Origin of the sequence: Streptomyces sp. DT190 (assembly GCF_049846985.1) — a bacterium.
In the GTDB taxonomy this organism is placed as follows: Bacteria; Actinomycetota; Actinomycetes; order Streptomycetales; family Streptomycetaceae; genus Streptomyces.
Map to the genome: position 1 here is coordinate 15,874 of NZ_JBNCNM010000039.1, position 24,262 is coordinate 40,135.

General features: G+C 73.6%; 4 protein-coding genes. All 4 read right to left on the reverse strand.

Features of this window, described 5'->3' with window-relative positions:
- Window positions 1-23: 23 nt before the first annotated feature.
- The gene (locus ACPXCS_RS38545; RefSeq protein WP_425971226.1) at window positions 24-3,299 is read right to left on the reverse strand and encodes a non-ribosomal peptide synthetase; all 3,276 of its coding nucleotides are present in this window, start codon (window positions 3,297-3,299) and stop codon (window positions 24-26) included.
- Between the two features lie 122 nt (window positions 3,300-3,421).
- Window positions 3,422-6,472: a type I polyketide synthase gene (locus ACPXCS_RS38550; RefSeq protein ID WP_425971230.1), complete on the reverse strand. Its 3,051-nt coding sequence runs from the start codon at window positions 6,470-6,472 to the stop codon at window positions 3,422-3,424.
- 64 nt (window positions 6,473-6,536) lie between these two features.
- Window positions 6,537-13,079 carry a type I polyketide synthase gene (locus tag ACPXCS_RS38555; RefSeq protein WP_425971232.1) on the reverse strand — a complete coding sequence of 2,181 codons (6,543 nt, stop codon included), beginning with the start codon at window positions 13,077-13,079 and terminating at the stop codon, window positions 6,537-6,539.
- A gap of 32 nt (window positions 13,080-13,111) precedes the next feature.
- Window positions 13,112-24,205 (reverse strand): type I polyketide synthase, encoded by an 11,094-nt coding sequence (locus ACPXCS_RS38560; protein ID WP_425971228.1) that lies wholly within the window; start codon window positions 24,203-24,205, stop codon window positions 13,112-13,114.
- Between the last annotated feature and the right edge of the window lie 57 nt (window positions 24,206-24,262).

The window sequence follows — 24,262 nt, forward strand, 5'->3', positions numbered from 1 at the left end:
GCGGCCGGCCGGAAGGTCCCCGTTCAGAGGACTTCGCCGTCCTTGGTCCGCCGGCGCAGCGTCGGCCTGCTGGACTGGGCGAGGTCCTTCCACGTGTCCGACAGACCGGCGACGGTGCGTACCGCGAACAGCGTGCGGATGGACACCTCCTGGTTCAGCTCCGCGCGGATCAGCCCGACCAGGCGGATGGCCCGCAGCGAGTTGCCGCCGAGGTCGAAGAAGTCGTCGTCGATGCCGACCCGGTCCACCTCGAGCACGTCGGCGAAGGCTTCGGCGAGAACGCGCTCGGTGCGGTTGCGCGGTGCCCGGTACTGCCCGTCGTCGAAGGCCGGTTGCGGCAGTGCCGCCCGGTCCAGCCGTCCGCCGGCCGTCTCCGGGAGGCGGTCGAGGACCACGAACACCGACGGCACCATGAACTCCGGCAGCCGTCCGGCGGCGAACCGGCGCAGTTCCTCGACAGACGGGCCGGCTTCCCCGTCGCCGCCGCCCGCCGGGACCACGTAGGCCACCAGTCGCCGCTGCCCGGACTCGTCCTGGCCGACGGTCACGGCCGTCCGCGCCAGTCCCGGGTGCTCGGACAGCGCCTCCTCGACCTCGGCGGTCTCGACCAGGACACCGCGTATCTCCACCTGGCCGCCGGCCCGGCCCACGTACTCCAGGCGGCCGTCGGCTCCCCACCGCACCCGGTCCCCGGTGCGGTACATGCGCCCGCCGGCCGGACCGAACGGGCAGGGCACGAACCGCTGCGCGGTCCCGCCGGGGCGCCCGGCCCACCCGCGCGCCACACCCGGCCCGGCCGCGTACAGCTCCCCGGTCACGCCCTCGGGGACCGGTGCCAGTCCGGGGCCCAGCACGTAGAGGGCCGTGTGGTCCGTCGGTCGGCCGACGGTGCCCGCCGGGTAGGCCGGTTCGTCCGTGGCCGGGCGGTGGCACGCGGCGAACCCGGTGGTCTCCGCGGGGCCGTGGCCGTGCACGACCGTCAGCTCGGGGCAGGCCCGCCGCACCCGGCGCAGGGCGGTCGCGGAGACGCGGTCACCGCCGGTCCACACCGCGCGCAGCCCGGCGAGCCGCTCGGGGCGGTCCGCCGCGAGCTGCGAGAACCGGGCCGGGGACAGCCACACGGCGGCCCCGTCCCCGGCCGGCGCGTCGGGGTCCGGTTCGTGCGCGGGAGCCACGACCACCCGGCCGCCGTTGAGCAGCGGCGCCCACAGTTCGAGGGCGAGCGCGTCACCGGAGTGCGGTGTGTGCCACAGCACGGTGCCGCGGGCGCCGTCCCGCCAGGTGCGGTCCAGGACGAGCCGCTCCATGTTCCGGTGCGTCACCGCCACCGCGCCGGCCGGGGCGGAGCCGTGCACCACGGCCAGCAGGTTGTCCGGGCGCACCCGGACCGGACCCGCCTGCGCGCGGTCGCCGCCGTCGGCGGTGTCCGTGCGGAGGTCGTCGACCAGGAGCACCGGCACACCCGGGTCGGTGGGAAGCGCGGGGGCGGACGTCGGGCCGGTGAGCAGTGCGCGGGCCGCGGAGTCCCCGATCGCCGCCGCGATCCGGTCCGCCGGGAGGGCGGGGTCGATCGGCAGGTAGGCGCCGCCCGCCTTCGCCACCGCCAGCAGGGCGACGGCCAGGTCCACCGACCGGGGCAGCGCGACCGCGACGACCGTCTCGGGGCCGATGTGCCGCTTCCCCAGGGCCTCGGCCAGGCGGCTCGACCGCTCGTCCAGCTCCCGGTAGGTGACCTGCGCGTCACCGCAGACCACGGCGACCGCCTCGGGCGCGTGCCCGGCCCGGCGGGCGAACAGCTCCGGGACGGTCAGTCCCGGCAGAGGGGCGTCCGTGGCGTTCGGTGCCGTCAGCACCCGGTCCCGCTCGGCACCGCTCACCACGTCCAGCGCGCCGACCGGCACGTGCGGGCCGGCGGCCGTCACGGCACGGATGTAGTCGATCAGTTCGGCGCCGATGAAGCGCAGTTCCGCGCGGGAGTACAGGCCCGCGGGGGCGTCGAGCCGGAAGCACAGGTCGCTCTCGGGGCTGCCGTCGGTGCCGACGGCGATCGACAGTTCGTCGAAGGTCCCGGTCGTCGCGCAGAGGTAGCGCGCCGGGAGGCCGGCGAAGTGGAGCTGCTCCGCGAACTCGGTGACGTTCATGACGGCGCCGAAGCTGCCGCGGCCGCTCAGGACGGTTCCGCTTGCGCGCTGGATCTCGGAGTAGTGGCAGGCGGCGTGATCGAAGATCTCGTACGTCTCGTCGCCCAGCGCGTCGGCGATCTCGGTGAGGGTCGCGCCGAGCGGCACCCGCGCCCGTACGGGAACCACGTTCACCGCCAGGCCGGGTGTCCTGCTGGCCGCCCCGACCCGGTTGCCGACGGCCAGCGAGAAGAGGAACTCCGGACGGTCGCAGCGGTGCCGGAGGTAGGCCGCCGCGGCCGCCGTCAGCAGCGACGACATCCACACGCCCATGGACTTCGCGGCCTCGGTCCACGTGTCCGCCTCGGCACGCGGGACGGTCAGTGTCCGGCTGACCATGCCGATGGAGCCGGCCAGTTCCGACCAGCGGTCGGCTTCGCTCATCGGTTCGTCGAGCGCGGACTCCGTCGACGCGGGCAGGGCGACGCGCGGGACCTGCGCGGGTGCCGGCGCCTCCTTGAGGTAGTCGTGCCAGAACTCGGTGTCGTCGAGGGATCTCTGGGAGGCGTGGTACTCCGCCGCCGCGGTGGCGAACGACTCGGCGTCCCACGGGTGCGTCGGTTCCGGTGCCTTCTCGTTCCGCACCAGCGCCGTGTACACCTCGGCGAGGCGCCGGGACAGCAGGCCGGCCGCCCCGTACCCGTCCGACACGAGGTGGTGGTAGGCGATCACCACGAGGGAGCGGGCCGCCGCCAGTTTGACCACGCCCAGCCGCAGCAGCAGGTCCCGTTCCAGGTCGAACGGCCTGCGCACCACGTCGGCGAGGGCCTCGCGGGCCGCCTGTCCGGGATCGGCCTCGGCGCTGACGTCCAGGGAGAACGGCTGCCAGTCGCCCAGCTCACGGGGCGTCAGCCGCAGTCCGCCGCCGTCGTCGGCGAAGGTGACGCGCAGGACCTCCGCCTCGTCCAGCACCTGCCGGAACGCCGACTCCATAGCCGCCGGGTCCAGTTCACCGTCCACGTCCCACATGATCATCGCGTGGTTCAGTGAGTCGGGAGTCATTTTCTGCGCCAGCCACATCCCTTTGTGTGCGGCCGGTGCATCGAATGAACGCAAACGGATCAACCCCTCAACACATAAGCCCGGGAAGCGGTGGAATTCGCAGATCACTTCCACCATCACGGAGGTGGATCAGCCGGTCAAGACATTCCGGTACCGGGGTGGGACGGGCCGCGGCGGACCTTGCGGTGTCCCGCCGGCGGGACGTACCGCGAGGCCCCGACAGCCCCGGACCTGGGAAGTTACCGCGTGACACCGCTGGTCATCGAGGACATGATGTGTCCGCTGATCAGTTTCGGTGTCGGGTGGCGCAGCACGACGTTCGCCTTCAATTTGATCCCGGTCGTCGCGGCCAGGCGTTTGCTCAATTCCACGGAGAGCATCGAATCGAATCCCATGTCCCCGAATTTCTGGTCGGGATCGATGGTGGCGGCGGAGGGATGGCCGAGCACGACGGCGACCTTCTCCAGCACGTGCTCCAGCACGAGCGCCTCCGCGTCCCCGGCGGGGAGGGTGGCGAGCTTGTCCATGAGGGGCACGAGTTGCTCGTCCCCCGCGGGCGGTTCCGTGGCGGGCGCCACCACGGTCGTCGCCGTCTGCGGAGAGGCGCTCAGCCAGTAACTCCGGTGCTGGAAGGCGTAGGTCGGCAGGTCGACGACGCGGGCTCCCCGGCCCGCGAACACCGCCGGCCAGTCGACGTCCACTCCCCGCACCCACGCCTCGCCGAGGGAGGTGCAGAACCGTTCCGGACCGCCCTGGCCCCGGCGCAGCGAACCCACCGCCGCGACCTCGTCGCCCGCCTCCTCGGCGATCTCCAGCACTCCCCAGGTGAGCACCGGATGCGCGCTGGACTCCACGAAGACCCGGAAGCCGTCGGCCAGCAACGACCGTACGACCGGCTCGAAGGACACCGGACGGCGGCAGTTGTCGAACCAGTACCCGGCGTCCAGCTCCGACCCGTCCAGCACGCCCCCGGTCACGGTGGAGTAGAACGGCACCGACCCCGCCCGGGGCCGGACGAAGCCGAGCAGGTCCGCGATCCGCTCGCGCAGCCGGTCCACCTGCGCGCAGTGCGAGGCCACCGTCGCCGGCACCACCCGTGCCCGCACGCCCTCCGCCTCCAGAGCGGCGACCAGCTGGTCCAGAGCCTCCACCTCGCCGGCCACGGTCACCGCCCGGGGGCCGTTGACCCCGGCGACCGACAGCCGCTCCCCGAACGGCGCCAGTCGCGCCTCGACCTCCGCCCGGCCCAGCGCCACCGACGCCACCGCACCGCGCCCCACCAGCTCGTCGGCGAACAGCTGCGACCGCACCACCACCAGTCGGGCCGCGTCCGGCAGCGACAGCGCCCCGGACACGCAGGCGGCGGCGATCTCCCCCTGGGAACTCCCCACCACCGCCGCCGGCACCACGCCACACGCCCGCCACAGCTCCGCCAGGGACACCATCACCGCGAACAGGACCGGCTGCACCACCTCGATCCGCTGCAGCGACGGGGCGCCGTCCACCTCCCGCAGCACATCCAGCACCCGCCACGGCACATGGGCCTCGACCGCCCGCGCACACTCCTCCAGCCGGGCCGCGAACACCGGGGAGGAGTCGGCCAGCTCCACCGCCATGCCCTCCCATTGCGCACCCTGGCCGGGGAACACGAACACCGTCCTGCCGTCGATGTCGGCCGTTCCGCGTACGGCAAGCTCGGCGAGCTGGTCCCGCATCCGCTCCCGGTCGGCGCCGATCACGACCGCCCGGTGCTCGAACGCCGACCGCGACGCCGTCAGCGACAGTCCCACGTCGGCCGCCGACGCCTCGGTGCCGGTGGCCGCGAAGTCCGCCAGCCGCCGCGCCTGTGCCTCCAGTGCGGCCGCGCTCCTGCCCGACACCGTCCAGGGCACCGGCCCGTCCGTGAGGACCGGGGCGGGGCCGTCGTCCGGCTCGGGCCGCGCCCACGGCGGTTCCTCCTCCAGGATCACGTGGGCGTTGGTGCCGCTGACCCCGAAGGACGACACTCCGGCCCGCCGCGGGCCGTCCGCCCGGGTCCACTCGCGGCCCTCCACCAGCAGTTCGACCGCGCCGGACGACCAGTCCACGTGCGGTGAGGGCGCCGTCACGTGCAGGGTCCTCGGCAGGAAGCCGTGGCGCATGGCCATCACCGTCTTGATCACCCCGGCGACCCCGGCGGCGGCCTGGGCGTGTCCCATGTTCGACTTCACGGACCCCAGCCACAGCGGCCGGCCCTCGTCCCGGTCCTGCCCGTAGGCCGCCAGCAGCGCACCCGCCTCGATGGGGTCGCCCAGTGCGGTCCCGGTGCCATGGGCCTCGACCACGTCGACGTCGCGGGCCGCGACCCCGGCGTTGGCGAGTGCCTTCCTGATCACTTTCTCCTGGGCACGGCCGTTGGGGGCGGTCAGACCGTTGCTGGCCCCGTCCTGGTTCACCGCGGAACCCCGCAGGACCGCCAGCACCGGGTGGCCGTTGCGGCGGGCGTCGGACAGCCGCTCCAGCAGCAGCACGCCCACGCCCTCGGCCCAGCCGGTCCCGTCGGCCCCGTCGGAGAAGGCCTTGCAGCGGCCGTCGGCCGACAGCGCGCGCTGCCGGGAGAACTCCACGAGGACCGCGGGTGCCGACATCACCGAGACCCCGCCGGCCAGCGCGAGCGAGCACTCGCCCGAGCGCAGGGACTGCGCGGCCAGGTGCAGTGCCACCAGCGACGACGAGCAGGCCGTGTCCACCGACACCGCCGGCCCGGTGAACCCCATCCCGTACGCCACCCGGCCGGAGGCGACGCTCAGGGTGCTGCCGTGCAGCAGGTAGCCCTCCAGTTCGTGCGCGCCCGCCTCCAGGAAACGCGCCCCGTACTCGGGTGAGCTGATCCCGGTGAAGACCCCGACGTCCGAGCCGCGGACCTCGGCGGGCACGATGCGCGCCCGCTCGAACACCTCCCACGAGGTCTCCAGCAGCAGGCGCTGCTGCGGGTCGGTCGCCAGTGCCTCACGCGGACTGATGCCGAAGAACCCGGCGTCGAAGCCGCCCACGTCCGCCAGGAACCCTCCGTGGCGCACGTACGCGCTGCCCGCGGCGTCGGGGTCCGGGTCGTAGACGTCCCGCCATCCGCGGTCCCGCGGGAACTCGTCCACGACGTCCCGGCCGCTGCGGACCACCTCCCACAGGTCCTCGGGCGAGGACACCCCGCCCGGGTAGCGGCACGCCATGGCCACCACGGCGATCGGCTCACCGCGGCCGGCTCTCAGGGCGTCGTTCTCCTGCCGGAGACGGTCGCGTTCCTCCAGCAGCGTGCGGAGAGCCCGCTGGACCCGGTCCGCGTCCTCCGTCGTGCGATCCGGCGGGTTCGTCATGTCACTTGTCCCTCTCGTCCAGTGCCAGGTCGACCAGTGCTTCCAGGTCCAGGGCCGCCAGTGCCTCCGTGTCCGTGCCCGGGCCGGGCAGCGGTGCGGCGGTGTCCGTGCGGGGCGGGCCGGCGCAGGCCAGGACCTGTTCCAGGAGGCCCGCGCCGCGCAGGCGGTCGATCGAGACGGTCCGCAGCACCTCCCGGATCTCCGCGTCCTCGGCGGTGACCGCGTCCGGTGCGGGACGCAGCAGACCGCACAGGTGCCGGCTCAGCTCGCGGGGTGTCGGGTAGCTGAAGACGAGGGTGGACGGCAGGCGCAGCCCCGTCGAGGAGGACAGCCGGTTGCAGAGCTCCACCGCGGTCAGCGAGTCGAACCCCAGCTGCGTGAACGCCTGGTCGGCGTCGACGGCCGTTCCCGTGGGGTGCCCGAGCACGACGGCGGCCTGCTCGCGTACCCGGTCGCGTACGACTGCCTCCGCCTCGTCGTCCGGCAGGGCGGCCAGCGCGGCGGGCAGCCCCAGCGGGTCGCCGTCCCTGGTCCCGCTGGTCCGGGTGCGTCGTGGACGGCCGCCGTCGACGAGGTCGCGCAGCAGCGGAGGCACCGCATCGCCGGTGCTGTTCCGCAGCGCGGAGAGATCGAGGGCGGCCGGGATGAGCACGGGCCTGCCGAGCGCGCACGCCGCGTCGAACAGGGCCAGCGCCTCGGGTGTGGGCATCGCGGTGACGCCCAGGCGCCGCGTCCGGGACAGGTCGGCCCGGTCCAGGCCCGCGGTCATGCCGCTGCTCTGCTCCCACCAGCCCCAGCACAGCGAGGTGCCGGCCAGGCCGGACGCCCTGCGCCGCGCCGCCAGACCGTCCAGGAACGTGTTCGCCGCGGCGTAGTTCGCCTGTCCCGCGCTGCCAAGCGTGCCGGCGAGGGCGGAGAACTGGACGAACGCCGACAGGGTGTGTCCCCTGGTGAGTTCGTGCAGGTGGACCGCACCGCCCACCTTGGCCCGCAGCACCTGTTCGAGGCTCTTCGCCGTCAGTGACTCGACGGTGCCGTCCGCCAGGACCCCCGCCGCGTGCACGACCGCCGTCAGCGGGTACCGCGCCGGCAGGCCCGTGAGCAGGTCCGCCACGGCGGCCCGGTCGGCGACGTCGCAGGCCACGACCGCGACCGTGGCCCCCGCCGCCTCCAGGTCCGCCACCAGTTCGGGGACCCCGTCAGCCGCCTTGCCGCGACGGCTGGCCAGCACCAGGCTGCGCACACCGTGCCCGGTGACGAGGTGCCGGGCCACCAGTGAGCCCACTCCCCCGGTCCCCCCGGTGACGAGCACGGTGCCGCCGCCGAAGGCGTCGCCCACCTCCAGGACCAGCTTGCCGACGTGGCGGCCCTGGCTCATCTCGCGGAACGCCGTGCGCGCGTCGCGGATGTTCCGCACGGAGACGGGATTCAGGTGCAGCCGCCCGTCGGCGAACAGTTCCATGACGGCCCGGAGCATCTCCTGTGTCGCGTCCGGTCCTTCCTCGTACAGGTCGAAGGCCCGGTAGTCGACCCCGGGGTGTTCGGCCGCCACCCGGTGGGGGTCGCGGACGTCGGTCTTGCCCATCTCGATGAAGGTGCCGCCCTCGGGGAGCAGCCGGAGCGAGGCGTCGACGAACCGGTGGGCGAGGGAGTTCAGCACGACGTCCACACCGCGGCCGTCGGAGGAGGCCAGGAACTTGTCCGCGAACTCCAGGTCCCGCGAGGACGCCAGATGCGCGTCGTCCAGTCCCAGCCGGCGCAGGGCGGGCCACTTGGCCGGGCCGGCGGTGGCGTAGACCTCGGCGCCGACGTGCTTGGCCAGCCGGACGGCGGCCATGCCGACGCCGCCCGCCGCGGCGTGGATGAGGATGCGCTGCCCCTTCTCCAGCTTCATCAGGCGGAACAGCGCGTGATAGGCGGTCAGGAAGGCGCTCGGCACGGATGCCGCCTCCGCGTGGCTCCACCCGTCGGGGACACCGATGAGCAGGCGCTGGTCCGTCACGGCCACGCGTCCGAAGGCGCCGGAGAACGAGCCCATGACCCGGTCGCCCGGCGCGAGACCGGTGACGTCGTCCGCCACCTCCAGCACCGTTCCGGCGCCCTCGCTGCCGAGCCCGGCGCCGAAGGCCGTCCGCTCCACCAGGCCCAGGGCGATGGTGACGTCCCGGAAGTTGAGTCCCGCGGCCTGTACGGCGACCCGGACCTGACCACTCGTCAGGGGCGCCTCCACCTCGGGGCACGGTACCCAGGTCAGGTTCTCCAGCGTGCCCCGCGCCGGGATGCCCAGCCGGTGCGGGCCGGCCGGAGGTGCCTCGATCCGGTGCTCCGCCGGGGAGGCCGGCACCATGCGGGGCGTGAGGTACGCGCCGTCGCGCAGTGCCAGTTGCTCCTCGTCGAGGGCGAGTACGTCGGGGAAGCGGGCCCAGGACGTCTCCTGGTCGTCGATGTCCACCAGCCGGAACCTGCCGGGGTGTTCCGTCTGGGCGGAGCGGATCAGGCCCCACACGGACGCGCCGGGCAGGCTTTCGACGCTGTCCCCGGCGTCGGTGCCGAGGGCCAGCCGGGTGAGGACCACCAGTGTCGATCCGGCGAGCCGCTCCTCGGCGAGGAACCGCTGGACGCAGTCGAGGACGCGGGTGTCGGCGCCGGTGACCTCGGTGAGCAGGTCGGGGCCGGCGGGGACGAAGTCGTCCAGGCACAGGACGAGGTGTTGAGGCGCCTGCCCCGTGAGGACGTCGTCCAGGGACGCGTAGGACAGGACGTTGGCGGGGTCCGCCCCGGAGAGGCGGGCGGCCAGGCCGTCGTCCGTGCCGAGGACGCCCCACGTCCCCCGGTGGGTGGCCCGCTCGTTCGACGGGACCGGCCGCCACCGCAGTTCGTACAGCGACCGCTCGGTCCCGCCGCGTGCCGTGCGCAGTTGCTCGGGGCCGGCCGGCCGGAACGTCAGGGCCGCCACGTGCCCGACGGCGCGGCCGTTGTCGTCGGCGATCGTCAGGGACACGACGCCTTCGCCCGTCGGGGTCATCCGGACCCGCACGCTCGGACCGCACTCCCCCGTGAGGTCCGCCCCGGCCCAGGAGAAGGGCATCCAGCCCCGGCCGTCGGCGACGTCGATGACACCGCCGGCCGCGACCGCATGCAGCACCGAGTCGAGCAGGGCCGGATGCAGCGCGAACCCGGCGCAGGCCGGGCCGTCCTCGGTCTCGGGCAGGGTGGCCAGCACGTAGAGGTCGGCGCCGTGCTGCCACACCTCGCGCAGCCCGCGGAAGGCCGGTCCGTAGTCGAAGCCGCTGTCCGCGAGGGAGTCGTGGAACCCGTCGAGGGCGAGCTGCCTCGCCCCGGCCGGCGGCCACACGGCGAGTGAGGGCGCGTCCTCGATCCGGACGGCCGGCTGCGGCGCGCTCGGTGACAGGCTGCCCGTGGCGTGCCGGGTCCAGCCGCCCGCCGCCGGGTCGTCGCCGGGACGCGAGTACACGTCGAGGGAGCGGCGTCCGGTCTCGCCCGGCGCCCCGACGACGACCCGTATCCGCACGTCGCCCGAGTCGGGAAGGACCAGGGGCACTTCCAGGGACAGTTCCTCGACCGCCGCGCATCCGACGGCGTCGCCCGCCCACAGCGCCAGGTCGAGGTAGGCGGTTCCCGGTACGACGACCGCGCCGAACACGGCGTGGTCGGCCAGCCAGCCGTGGGCGCGCAGGGACCACAGGCCGGTGAACACCACCTCGCCGGTGCCGGGGTGCTCCACCGCGGCGCCGAGCAGCGGGTGTCCGGGGGCCGAGAGACCGGCGGCGGCCACGTCCGCCGTGCTCCTGCCGGCCGAGGGGTCCAGCCAGTAGCGCTGCCGCTCGAACGCGTACGTCGGCAGGTCCACCCGCCGGCGCGTCCCGAACAGGGCGTCCCAGTCCACGGTCCCGCCCCGGACGTGCAGGTGGGCCAGCGAGCCGGTCAGCGCCTCGACCGGCTCGCGGTCCCGTCGCGAGGCGGACAGGACCAGCGCGTCGTCGACGCCCTCGCCGGCGAAGGTCTCCCTGGTGATGCTCGTGAGTGCCGATCCCGGGCCCGCTTCGAGGAAGAGGCGGGCCCCGGCGGCACGGGCGTGTTCCACCGCGTCGTGGAAGCGGACGGGTTCGCGGATGTGGCGCACCCAGTGGTCCACGTCGGTCAGTTCCTCCGCTGTGGCCTCGCGGCCCAGCAGGGTCGAGACGACCGGGACCGTCGTCCCGCCCGGGGCGAGCGAGCCGACCGCTGCCGCGAACTCCCCAAGGACCTCGTCCATGAGCGGGGAGTGGAACGCGTGGTCCACCTTCAGGAGTTTGGCCTGCGTGCCGGCGGCGAGGAGGTGCTCCCGGAGTTCGCGTACCTGGTCGCGGTCGCCCGAGACCACGACGGACTCCGGGCCGTTGACAGCGGCGACGCCGAGGCGGCCGTACGGGCCGAGCAGGGCTTGCACGGTGTCTTCCGGGGCGCGCACCGCCAGCATGGCGCCGCGCTCGGTGACGGTCTGCATGACCCGTCCGCGGACGGCCACGAGCCGGGTCGCGTCGTCCAGGCCGAGGGCTCCGGACACATGGGCGGCGGTGATCTCGCCGACCGAGTGCCCGATCAGGTGGTCCGGCGGCGGGCAGTACCGCGCGATGACCCGGTGCAGGCCGACCTGGAGGGCGAACAGCGCCGGCTGTGCGACGTCGGTCCGCTGGGCGCGGTCCTCCGCGAGCGTGTCGGCGAGCAGGAGCGGCTTCAGCGCGTAGGGCAGGTGGGTGTCGAAGCGTTCGCAGACCTCGTCGACGCCTTGCGCGAAGGCGGGGAAGGCGTCGTACAGCTGCCGGGCCAGGCCGACCCACCGGGCCCCCTGCCCGGGGAACATGAGGACGGTGCCGCCGAGCCGCCCCGCGACACCCCGCACCACGCCGGGGGACTCCGTGCCGTCGCGCAGCGCCGCCAGACCGCTCAGCAACTCGTCCCGGTCGCGCCCCAGCACCACCGCGCGGTGTTCGAGCCGTGCCCGGCTCGACACCAGCGACCAGCCGACGTCGGCGACGTCCGGGCGCGCGTCGGCGGCAGCGGCGTCGCGCAGCCTCCCGGCCTGCGCCCGCAGGCTCTGCTCCGACCGTGCCGACACGATCCACGGCACCAACGCGGGCGCGACGCCGGGCACTTGGCCGTCATGGTCGTCGGCCGTCTCCTCCTCGGGGGCCTGTTCGAGGATCAGGTGCGCGTTGGTGCCGCTCACGCCGAACGCCGACACCGCGGCCCGCCGCGGCCGGCCGTCGGTCTCCGGCCACGGCCGCGCCCGGGTGAGGAGTTCCACCGCGCCCGCCGACCAGTCGACGTGCGGCGTCGGCTCGTCCACGTGCAGCGTCCGGGGCAGGGTGCCGTGGCGCATGGCCATGACCATCTTGATGACGCCCGCCGCGCCCGCCGCGCACTGCGGGTGGCCGATGTTCGACTTCACCGAGCCCAGCCACAGCGGCCGGTCCGCGGGCCGGTCCCTGCCGTACGTGGCCAGCAGCGCCTGGGCCTCGATCGGGTCGCCCAGTCTGGTGCCCGTGCCGTGCGCCTCGACGGCGTCCACCTGGTCCGCCGTCAGCCGCGCGTTCGCCAGGGCCTGGCGGATGACCCGTTGCTGGGAGGGGCCGTTGGGGGCGGTCAGGCCGTTGGAGGCGCCGTCCTGGTTGACGGCCGAGCCCCGGACGACGGCCAGCACCCGGTGGCCGTTCCTGCGCGCGTCGGAGAGGCGCTCCAGGAGCAGCAGGCCCACGCCCTCGCCCCAGGCCGTGCCGTCGGCGGCGGACGCGAAGGGCTTGCACCGGCCGTCCGGGGCCAGTCCCCGCTGGCGGCTGAACTCGGTGAACACGCCGGGCATCGTCATGACCGTCACGCCGCCCGCCAGGGCCAGCGTGCACTCGCCGTTGCGCAGCGCCTGGGCCGCCATGTGCAGCGTCACCAGCGACGACGAGCACGCCGTGTCGACGGTGACGGCCGGTCCCTCGAAGCCCCACACGTAGGAGACGCGGCCCGAGGCGACCGCGACCGAGGTGCCCGTCATCAGGTAGCCCTCGAGGGCTTCCGGCGACTCGTGCAGCGGCGGCCCGTACTCCTGGCGCGCGATCCCCACGAAGACCCCGGTGCGGCTGCCGCGCAGGGTCGTCGGGTCGATGCCGGCCCGCTCGATCGCCTCCCACGAGGACTGCAGCAGGAGGCGCTGCTGCGGTTCGATCGCCGTCGCCTCGCGCGGGCTGATCTCGAAGAAGGCCGGGTCGAACTCGTCCGCGTCGTACAGGAAGCCGCCCTCGCGGACGTACGACGTGCCGTGCGGGCCCGGCTGCGGCGCGTACAGGTTCTCCAGGTCCCAGCCGCGGTTGTCCGGGAACCCGGAGATGGCGTCGCGCCCGGCGGCGACCAGCTCCCACAGGTCCTCCGGTGAGCGAACCCCGCCCGGGTAGCGGCAGCTCATGCCCACGATCGCGATCGGCTCGTGGGCTGCCGCGGACAGCTCGGCGTTCGCCCGGCGCAGGTGTTCCGTCTCCTTGAGAGATGCCCGCAACGCCTCGACGACGGCTTCGTTCGACTGGGCCATCATGACCTCCGCATCTCGTCAGGAACCTCGTTCTTCATGGCCATGCGCACCAGGTCGTCCACATCCATCTCGTCCAGCGACGGCCCGTCGCCGCTCTCCGCTCCGAGTGCCGCGCCGCTCGTCGGGTACGTCTCGCCGTCAGCGGCGTCGGGTGTCCGCTGCGGGAAGAGCTCCTCGCGCAGGTACCGCGCGACGGCGGCCGGTGTCGGGCAGTCGAACAGCAGCGTGGCGGGGAGCTGCAGCCCGGTCGCGCGCCGCAGCCGGTTCCGCAGTTCGACGGAGGTCAGCGAGTCGAACCCGACGAGGCTGAACGCCCGTTCGGGACCGATCGCGTCCGGCCCGCTCAGGCCGACGACCGCCGCGGCATGCGCTCGGACGGTCTCCAGCAGGGCGTCGTCCAGCTTGCCGTCCGGCAGTTCCCTCAGCCGGGCCGGCAGGTCGTCCTCCCCCGCCTCGCCGGCGGGACCACCGGGGTGCGCCGGGGTGGGCACGGCGAGGTCGGGCAGGTCGGCGATGAGCCTGCTGGGCCGGACCGCGGTGAAGACGGGCGCGTAGTCCGCCCACTCCACCCGGGCCACCATCACCTGGGTCTCCTCGCGGCTCAGCGACGCGGCCAGCGCCGCCGTCGCCGTCTGCGGAACCATCGGCGGCAGCCCCTGGCGGCGCAGGCGTTCCTCCACCTCACCGTTCACCATGCCGCCGCTCCAGGACCCCCAGTTCACGGCGGTCGCGGGCAGCCCCGCCGCCCGTCGCATCCGGGCCAGCGCGTCGAGGAAGGCGTTCGCCGCGGCGTACCCGCCCTGCCCGCCGCTGCCCCAGATGCCGCCGACGGCCGAGGAGAACAGCACGAACGCGTCAAGCTCGCGGTCGGCGGTGAGTTCGTGCAGCACGGTGGCGGCGGCCACCTTGGGCCTGAGCACCCGTTCCAGCTGCTCCGCCGTGAGGGACTCCACCAGCCCGTCCGCGAGCACCGCGGCACCGTGGATCACCGCGCTCAGCGGGTACTCCTCCGGCAGCGACGCCAGCAGGTCCCGCAGCCCGTCCCGGTCGGCGGCGTCGACCGCGGCCACGGTGACACGCGATCCCAGCGCTGTCAGCTCCGCCTCCAGCTCCGCGATGCCGGGGGTGTCCTCGCCGCGCCTGCCGACCAGCAGCAGGTGCGGCGCGCCGGCCCGGGCGAGCCAGCGGCAGACGTGCGATCCGACCGCACCCGCGCCTCCCGTCACCAGCACGGTGCCGCGCGGACGCCACTCCTTCGCCGGTGCGGCACCCAGCGGCGCCCGCGCCAGCCGTCGGCCGAACGCCCCGGAGGTGCGCACCGCCACCTCGTCCTCACCACGCGCCCCGGCACCGGCGCCGAGGACCGCGCACAGCAACCGCCCGGCGCGCCCGTCCGGGCGGGCGGGCATGTCCACGAGCCCGCCCCACCGTTCCGGCCGCTCCAGTGCCATCACGCGGCCGAGGCCCCAGATCTGGGCCTGGAGCGGGTTGGTGACGGCGTCGGCGCTTCCCGTGGCGACCGCCTCGCGGGTCAGGCACCACAGCCGGGCGTCGACATCCGCGTCGTCCAGTGCCTGCGCCAGGGCGACCGTGCCCGCGAGCCCGTCGGAGACCGGTTCGTGCGCGGCGTCCAGGCCGTCGTCGACGAGCGCGGTGAGCGACAGCACGCCGGTGACGGGGCTCGGCTCATCTCCCCCGGTGAGCAGCGCGGTGAGCCGGCGGCCGAGCGTGGTACGGTCCCGCAGGTCGGCGGACGGGATGTCCCACCGGACCACTCGGGTCCGGCGTTGCCTCAGCGCGTCGAGCACCGTCCCCACCATCGGGTCCTGGGCCACCGCCTCGGGCACGGCCACCAGCCAGGCGCTGCCCTCCGGCCCCGGCGTCACCCCGCCCTCGATGCCGGACAGCGGTTTCCACTCGGGGCGGTAGCGCAGGCTCTCCAGCATCGACCGGTCCAGTCGGCGCCGCCGCCACGACGCCATGGCGGACAGCACGGCGGGCAGGGCCATGCTCACGCCGTCGCCTTCGGTGTCACCCAGTCCGAGTGTGCTGACCAGCGCGTCCAGGTCCTCCCGGTCGACGGCGTCCCAGAACTCGGCCTCGACCGGGTCCGCGGAAACGCCGCCCGCACGGTCGGTACCGGCGTTGTCGGTGGCCGCCAGCCAGTAGTGCTGGTGCTGGAAGGGGTAGGTGGGCAGGTCGAGATGAGTGGGACGGGCGGCGGGATAGAACGCGGCCCAGTCCGCACCCGTGTGGGTGTGCGCGGTGGCCAGTGAGGTCAGCACGCGCTGCCAGGTGTCCTCGTCACGCCGCAGAGTGCCGGTGACGGTGACCTCGCTGGTGCCTTCGGCGGTCTCCTGCAAGGGGTGGGTCAGCACCGGATGCGGGCTGGCCTCGATGAACAGGGTGTGCCCGTCATCGAGGAGAGACCGGGTCGCGGCCTGGAAGTCCACGGTCGTGGCCAAATTCTCGTACCAGTACCCGGCACCCATCACCGTCGTATCGGCCAGCGGCCCGCCGGTATGACCCGCGACCGTGGAGTAGAACGCCACCCTGGCCGGACGGGGCTCGACAGGCGCCAGCAACTCCAGCAACTGGTCCCGCAACGCCTCCACATGCCAGGTGTGCGACGCGTAATCGACCGGGATCCGGCGAGCACGGATGCCCTCGCCCTCGCAGTGGGCGAGCAGTTCCGTCAACGCATCCGCGTCACCGGCCACCACCGTCGACGACGGCCCGTTGACCGCCGCCACCGCCACACGCCCCACCCACGAGCCGAGCAGCGTGGAGGCATCGGTCACCGGCAGCGGCACCGACACCATCCCGCCACGACCCGCGATTCCGCTGATCGCCTGCGAGCGCAGCGCCACCACCCGGGCGGAGTCCTCCAGCGACAGCACACCCGCGACATGCGCAGCAGCGATCTCACCCTGCGAATGCCCCACCACCGCATCCGGAACGACACCGAGGTGCTCCCACAACCGCGCCAGCGACACCATCACCGCCCACAACGCCGGCTGCACCACATCCACCCGATCGAACCCCGGAGCACCAGGCACCTGCGTCAGAACGTCGATCAGGTTCCAGCCGGTGAACGGCTCCAGCGCCGCCGCACACGCCGACACATGCTCGGCGAACACCGGCGACGTGCGCATCAACTCCACACCCATGCGCACCCACTGCGAGCCCTGCCCGGGGAACACGAACACCGTCTTCCCCGCCTGGGCAGGAGCCGTCCCGGTCACCACCACGGCCGACGGATCACCGGCCGCCAGAGCGGCCAACCCGCCTCGGAAGTCGGCCAGTTCACGGCCGATGACGACCGCGCGGTGATCGAACACCGACCGGCCCACCGCCAGCGCGTGACCGATGTCGATCGGCGTTGCCTGCGGCTGCCGGTCCAGGTGCTCCAGCAACTGCCGAGCCTGCTCGCCCAGCGCGGCTTGCGACTTCGCCGACACCACCCACGGCAACGTCCCGTCCGTCACCACCACCGGCTCACCGACAGCGACTTCGGTTGCCGGGGCCTGCTCGAGGATGAGGTGGGCGTTGGTGCCGCTGACACCGAACGAGGACACGCCGGCGCGGCGCGGGTGGCCGGTGTCCGGCCATGACCGGGTCTCCGTCAGCAGTTCGACGGCCCCGGACGTCCAGTCGACATGGGGGGTCGGCTCGTCCACGTGCAGTGTCTTCGGCAGCAGGCCATGGCGCATGGCCATCACCATCTTGATGACACCGCCCACGCCCGCCGCGGCCTGCGTGTGGCCGATGTTGGACTTCAGCGAGCCCAGCCACAGCGGCCGGTCCTCCGGCCGGTCCTGGCCGTACGTGGCCAGCAGTGCGTGGGCCTCGATGGGGTCGCCGAGGGTGGTTCCGGTGCCGTGGGCCTCGACGGCATCGACCTCTTCGGCCCCGACCCGGGCGTTGGCCAGGGCCTGCCGGATGACACGCTCCTGCGCGGGTCCGTTGGGGGCGGTCAGGCCGTTGGAGGCGCCGTCCTGGTTGACCGCCGAGCCCCGTACGACCGCCAGCACCCGGTGTCCGTTCCGGCGCGCGTCGGAGAGACGCTCCAGCAGCAGCAGGCCGACACCCTCCGCCCAGCCCGCGCCGTCGGCGGAGGCGGCGAAGGACTTGCACCGTCCGTCGGCGGAGAGGCCGCGCTGCTTGCTGAACTCGGTGAAGACGTCGGGCGTCGCCATGACGGTGACGCCGCCGGCCAGGGCCAGTGAGCACTCGCCGTTGCGCAGGGCCTGTGCGGCCAGGTGGATGGCCACCAGGGAGGAGGAGCAGGCGGTGTCGACCGTCATCGCCGAGCCCTCGAACCCGAACGTGTAGGCGACACGGCCGGAAGCGACGCTGCCCGCGCTGCCGTTGAGCAGGTAGCCCTCCAGGTCCTCGGGTACGGAGTCGAGGCGGCTGCCGTAGTCGCCGTACATGACGCCGGTGAAGACGCCGGTGGGGGTGGCCTGGAGGGTGGTGGGGTCGATGCCGGCGCGTTCGATGGTCTCCCAGGCGACCTCCAGCAGGAGACGCTGCTGGGGGTCCATGGCGAGGGCCTCACGGGGGCTGATCCCGAAGAACGCGGGGTCGAAGGCATCGGCGTCGTAGAGGAAGCCGCCCTCGCGGACGTAGGTCTTGCCGGGGCGGTCGGGATCGGGGTCGTAGAGCCCGTCGACGTCCCAGCCACGGGTGGCCGGGAACTCCGCGACGGCGTCCGACTCGCTCGCCACCAGGGACCACAGGTCCTCCGCCGACCGCACACCGCCCGGGTACCGGCAGCCGATGGCCACGATGGCGACGGGCTCGTCGATGGCAGTCGCGGCGACCGTCGTGGCCGGGGCGGCGGCCGGGATGGGGCCGTTCGGGGCGAGGGTGGTGAGGAGGTGGGTGGCCAGGCGGCGCGGGGTGGGGTGGTCGAAGACGAGGCTGGCGGGGAGACGGAGGCCGGTGGCGGCGTTGAGGCGGTTGCGGAACTCGACCGCGGTCAGCGAGTCGAAGCCGAGGTCCTTGAACGCCTGGGTGAGGTTGACGGTGTCGGGCGTGGCATGGCCCAGGACGACGGCGGCCTCGGTGCGGACGAGCGTGGCGAGGGTCTCCTCGGCGTCCTCCGGGGACAGGCGGGCCAGGCGGTCGCGGAGGCCGGTGGCATCGGTCGCCGTGGCGGCGGTGGCCCTGCGGACGGGAGCGCGTACGAGTCCCTGGAGGACCGGGGGAACCGTGCCGGTCTCCAGGTGCGGACGGAGGAGAGCGGGAGCGATCTTGGCGGGGACCGGGCAGGCACCGCGGGTGGCTCGGGCGGCCTCGTACAGCGCCAGCCCCTCGTCCGCCGTGATGGCCTGGATTCCGAGGCGCTCCGCGCGGGTCAGGTCCGCGTCGTCCAGGTGGCCGGTCATGTCGCTGCGCTGTTCCCAGAAGCCCCAGGCCAGCGACATGGCGGGCAGGCCGTCGGCGCGTCGGCGCTGGGCCAGCGCGTCGAGGAAGACGTTCGCCGCCGCGTAGTTGCCCTGTCCGGGTGTGCCGAGAACGCCCGCGACGGAAGAGAAGAGGACGAACTCGGTGAGGTTCGACTCGCGCGTGAGTTCGTGCAGGTGCCAGGCGGCGTCAGCCTTGGGGCGGAACACGCTGTCAACGCGCTCCGCCGTCAGGGCGGTGACGATGCCGTCGTCGAGGACGCCGGCGCTGTGCACGACGGCGGTGAGCGGGTGCTCCTCGGGGATGCTCGCGAGCAGCTCGGCGAGAGCGTCGCGGTCGGCGATGTCGCAGGCGGCGACGGTGACCTTGACGCCCGACTCGGCCAGTTCGGCGGCCAGTTCGCGGGCGCCCGGAGCGTCCGGGCCGCGCCGGCCGGCCAGCAGCAGGTGTCCTGCCTGCCCGGCCCCCGCGTAGTGCCGGGCGAACAACGATCCGAGGGTGCCCGTGCCACCGGTGATCAGGACCGTGCCGCCCACGGCCGGCTCCCGCACGGTGGCGGTGTCGTCGACGGACGGGATCCGGGTCTCGCGGACGAGCCGGGGGACGTACGCCTGCCGATCCCCGTCGCGGAGGGCCACCTGCGGCTCGCCGCTGGCCAGGGCCGCGCGGAACGCCTCGGCGGAGACGGTGTTCTCGTCCGCGACGTCGATGACGGTGAAACGGCCCGGGTGCTCGGTCTGGGCCGTGCGGATCAGACCCCAGACGGCGGCGTCGGCGGGGTTGGGGGCCTCGCTCTCCGTGTGGACGGCGACGGCTCGTCTGGTGACGAACACCAGCCGGCTGCCGGCCAGTCGCTCCTCGGCCACCCAGGTCCGGATGAGGTCCAAGGCGTACCGCACGGCTTCACGCGCCGAGCCGGGGACGTCCTCGGCCCGGCCGGCCGGGCCGGGACGCCGCAGCAGGCCGGTGGCGACGACGAGGTCCGGGAGGGCCGCGGTGTCGTCCGCCAGCAGCGTCGCCGGCTCCGTGTGACCGGCGACCACGACCGCAGCGGGCAGCGAACCGACCAGCGCCTCGGGGACGTCCGCCCCCAGGAACGCCACCCGGTCGGCCTCGATGCCCTCGGTGACGGGCATGGGGACCCAGTCCAGGCGGAACAGGTGCTCGTTCCCGCCCATCCCGCCCACCGCGACCGCCTTCGCCAGTTGTTCGGCGGTGATCGGCCGCATGGCCAGCGACTCCACCTCGGCGACCGGCCGCCCGGCGGGATCGGCGAGGCCGACACGCAGCGTCCCCGAGTCGGTGACGCTGATCCGGACGCGCAGTGTCCGCGCGCCGACGGCGTGCAGCCGGACGTGCGACCAGGCGAACAGCAGGGGCACCTCGTCCGGGCGCCGCTCGGAACGTGCGAGGACGCTCGGGTGGAGCGCGGCGTCGAAGAGGGCCGGGTGGATGCCGTACTGGTCGGCGTCGGTGGCGCCGGCGGCGGGGAGGGCCACCTCGGCGTAGAGGGTGTCGCCCTGGCGCCAGACGGCGGTCACGCCCTGGAAGGCGGGGCCGTACTGGTAGCCGAAGCCGGCGATGAGGTCGTAGAGGGTGTCGGCGGGCAGGGGTGTGGCGCCGGTCGGCGGCCAGGCCGTCGGCTCCGCCCACTGTGCCGCGTCCGGCAGCGCGGACGGCTGAGGGCTGAGGGTGCCGGTGGCATGACGGGTCCAGGGCCGGTCGGGTGTGGCGTCGTCGGGCCGGGAGTGGACGGTGAAGGCACGGCGGCCGTCGCCGTCGGGTGCGGTCACGTGCACTTGCAGGTGGAAACCGCCGGTGCCGGGGAGCGTCAGGGGTGCTTCGAGAGTCAGGTCCTCCAGGTGAGGGGTGTCGGTGGACTGGCCGACGTGAAGGGCGAGTTCGACGAAGGCCGTACCGGGCACGAGGGGCGTGTCGTGAACGGCGTGGTCGGCCAGCCACGGGTGGCTGCGCAGCGAGAGGCTCCCGGTGAACAGGTGCCCGTCACCGTCCGCGAGGGCGACGGCGGCGCCCAGCAGACCGTGGTCGGCGGCGTTGAGACCGAGGGTGTGCGGATCGGTGCCGGCGTTGTCGGTGGCCGCCAGCCAGTAGTGCTGGTGCTGGAAGGGGTAGGTGGGCAGGTCGAGATGGGTGGGACGGGCGGCGGGATAGAACGCGGCCCAGTCCGCACCCGTGTGGGTGTGCACGGTGGCCAGCGAGGTCAGCACGCGCTGCCAGGTGTCCTCGTCCCGGCGCAGAGTGCCGGTGACGGTGACCTCGCTGATGTCCTCGGCGGTCTCCTGCAGCGGGTGGGTCAGCACCGGATGCGGGCTGGCCTCGATGAACAGGGTGTGCCCGTCATCGAGGAGAGACCGGGTCGCGGCCTGGAAATCGACGGTCGTGGCCAGGTTCTCGTACCAGTACCCGGCACCCATCACCGTCGTATCGGCCAGTGGCCCACCGGTATGACCCGCGACCGTGGAGTAGAACGCCACCTGCGCCTGCTGCGCACGCACCGGCGCCAGCAACTCCAGCAACTGGTCCCGCAACGCCTCCACATGCCAGGTGTGCGACGCGTAATCCACCGGGATCCGGCGCGCACGGATGCCCTCGCCCTCACAATGGGCGAGCAGTTCCGTCAACGCATCCGCGTCACCGGCCACCACCGTCGACGACGGCCCATTGACCGCCGCCACCGCCACACGCCCCGCCCACGAGCCGAGCAGCGTGGAGGCAGCGGTCACCGGCAGCGGTACGGACACCATCCCGCCACGACCCACAATCCCGCTGATCGCCTGCGAGCGCAGCGCCACCACCCGGGCGGAGTCCTCCAGCGACAGCACACCCGCGACATGCGCAGCAGCGATCTCACCCTGCGAATGCCCCACCACCGCATCCGGAACGACACCGAGGTGCTCCCACAACCGAGCCAGCGACACCATCACCGCCCACAACGCCGGCTGCACCACATCCACCCGATCGAACCCCGGAGCACCAGGCACCTGACCCAGAACGTCGATCAGGTTCCAGTCGGTGAACGGCTCCAGCGCCGCCGCACACGCCGACAGATGCTCGGCGAACACAGGCGACGTGCGCATCAACTCCACACCCATGCGCACCCACTGCGAGCCCTGCCCCGGGAACACGAACACCGTCTTCCCCGCCTGGGCAGGAGCCGTCCCGGTCACCACCACGGCCGACGGATCACCGGCCGCCAGCGCGGCCAACCCGCCCCTGAAGTCGGCCAGTTCACGGCCGATGACGACCGCGCGGTGATCGAACACCGACCGGCCCACCGCCAGCGCATGACCGACCTCCACCGGCGTTGCCTGCGGCTGCCGGTCCAGGTGCTCCAGCAACTGCCGAGCCTGCTCGCCCAGCGCGGCTTGCGACTTCGCCGACACCACCCACGGCAACGTCCCGTCCGTCACCACCACCGGCTCACCGACAGCGACTTCGGCCTCCGGAGCCTGCTCCAGCACCATGTGCACGTTGGTGCCGCTGACACCGAAGGCAGAGACCCCGGCGCGACGCGGGCGGCCGGCGTCCGGCCAGGGGCGTTCCTCTGTCAGCAGTTCCACGGCGCCCGCGGTCCAGTCGACGTGCGGGCTCGGCTCGTCCACGTGCAGCGTCTTCGGCAGGGTGCCGTGCCGCAGGGCCATCACCATCTTGATGACACCGCTGACACCCGCCGCGGCACCGAGATGTCCGATGTTGGACTTCAGCGAGCCCAGCCACAGCGGCCGGTCCTCCGGCCGGTCCTGGCCGTACGTGGCGATCAGCGCCTGGGCCTCGATCGGGTCACCCAGTCTCGTCCCGGTTCCATGGGCCTCGACGGCATCGACCTCTGCGGCCCGGACCCGGGCGTTGGCCAGGGCCTGCCGGATGACGCGTTCCTGGGAGGGGCCGTTGGGGGCGGCGAGACCGTTGGAGGCGCCGTCCTGGTTGACCGCCGAGCCGCGGATGACGGCGAGCACGGGGTGCCCGTTGCGCCGGGCGTCGGAGAGGCGCTCCAGGAGCAGTACGCCCGCACCCTCACCCCAGTTCGTACCGTCGGCGGCGGCCGCGAACGCCTTGACACGCCCGTCCGCCGCGAGCCCCCGCTGCCTGCTGAACTCGGTGAACAGGCCCGGGGTGGCGATAACCGACACGCCGCCGGCCACCGCGAGGGTGCACTCACCCTGGCGCAGCGCCTGTGCCGCCTGGTGCAACGCCACCAGCGACGACGAACAGGCCGTGTCGACGGTGATCGCCGGGCCCTCAAGCCCGAGGAAGTAGGCCAGCCGGCCGGAGATGACACTGCTCATCTTGCCGGTCACCATCAGGCCGTCCATGCCGTCTCCGGCCTCGTGGAGCAGCGGCCCGTACTCCAGCGCCACCGCGCCGACGAAGACGCCGGTCTGGGTTCCGTGCATCGACTCCGGGCGGATGCCCGCGCGCTCGAACGCCTCCCAGGCTGTCTCCAGCAGGAGACGTTGCTGGGGGTCCATGGCGAGGGCTTCGCGGGGACTGATGCCGAAGAAGGCGGCGTCGAACTCGGCCGCCTCGGCGAGGAAGCCGCCCTCGCGGACGTAGCTCTTGCCCGGCTGGTCCGGATCCGGGTCGTACAGCCCCTCGACATCCCAGCCACGGTCGGTCGGCAACCCGGAGATCGCCTCACCGCCGGACGTCACCAGATCCCACAGCTCCTCCGGTGATCCCACGCCTCCGGGAAGCCGGCAGCCGATACTCACCACGGCGATGGGCTCGTCCGACGCGGCAGACGCGGCCACGGGGTCGGCGGTGGTCGGCGCCTTCCCCAGCAACTGACCGCGCAGATGCCGGGCGATCGCGGCCGGCGTCGGGTGGTCGAACACCGCCGTCGGCGACAGGCGCAGGCCGGTGGCCGCGGTCAGACGGTTGCTCAGCTCCACCGCCGACAGGGACTGGAAGCCGAGGTCCTTGAAGGTGCGGTCCGGTTGAACCGCCGCCGGTGTCGACTGCCCCAGGACGGTCGCGGCGTGGGCTCGTACCAGCTCCGTCAGCTCGCGCTCCGCCTCGGCCGGGGACATCTCGGCGAACCGGTGCCCGTCCGGGACAGCGGTCTCGGTCGTGGCGTCGCCGGTGGCGACCACGCTCCACTCGCTGCCGGAGGTCTGCAGCCAGTACCGCTGGTGCTGGAAGGCGTAGGTCGGCAGGTCGACGACTCGCGCTCCCCGGCCCGCGAACACCGCCGGCCAGTCGACGTGCGCCCCGCGTACCCATGCCTCGCCCAAGGAGGCGCAGAACCGCTGGAGACCGCCCTCGTCGCGGCGGAGAGTGCCGGTGACGGTGACCTCGCTGGTGCCTTCGGCGGTCTCCTGCAAGGGGTGGGTGAGGACGGGGTGGGGGCTGGTCTCGATGAACAGGGTGTGCCCGTCATCGAGGAGAGACCGGGTCGCGGCCTGGAAATCGACGGTCGTGGCCAGGTTCTCGTACCAGTACCCGGCACCCATCATCGTCGTATCGGCCAGCGGCCCGCCCACGTGACCGGCGACCGTGGAGTAGAACGCCACCTGCGCCTGCTGCGCACGCACCGGCGCCAGCAACTCCAGCAACTGGTCCCGCAACGCCTCCACATGCCAGGTGTGCGAGGCGTAATCGACCGGGATCCGGCGCGCACGGATGCCCTCGCCTTCACAATGGGCGAGCAGTTCCGTCAACGCATCCGCGTCACCGGCCACCACCGTCGACGACGGCCCGTTGACCGCCGCCACCGC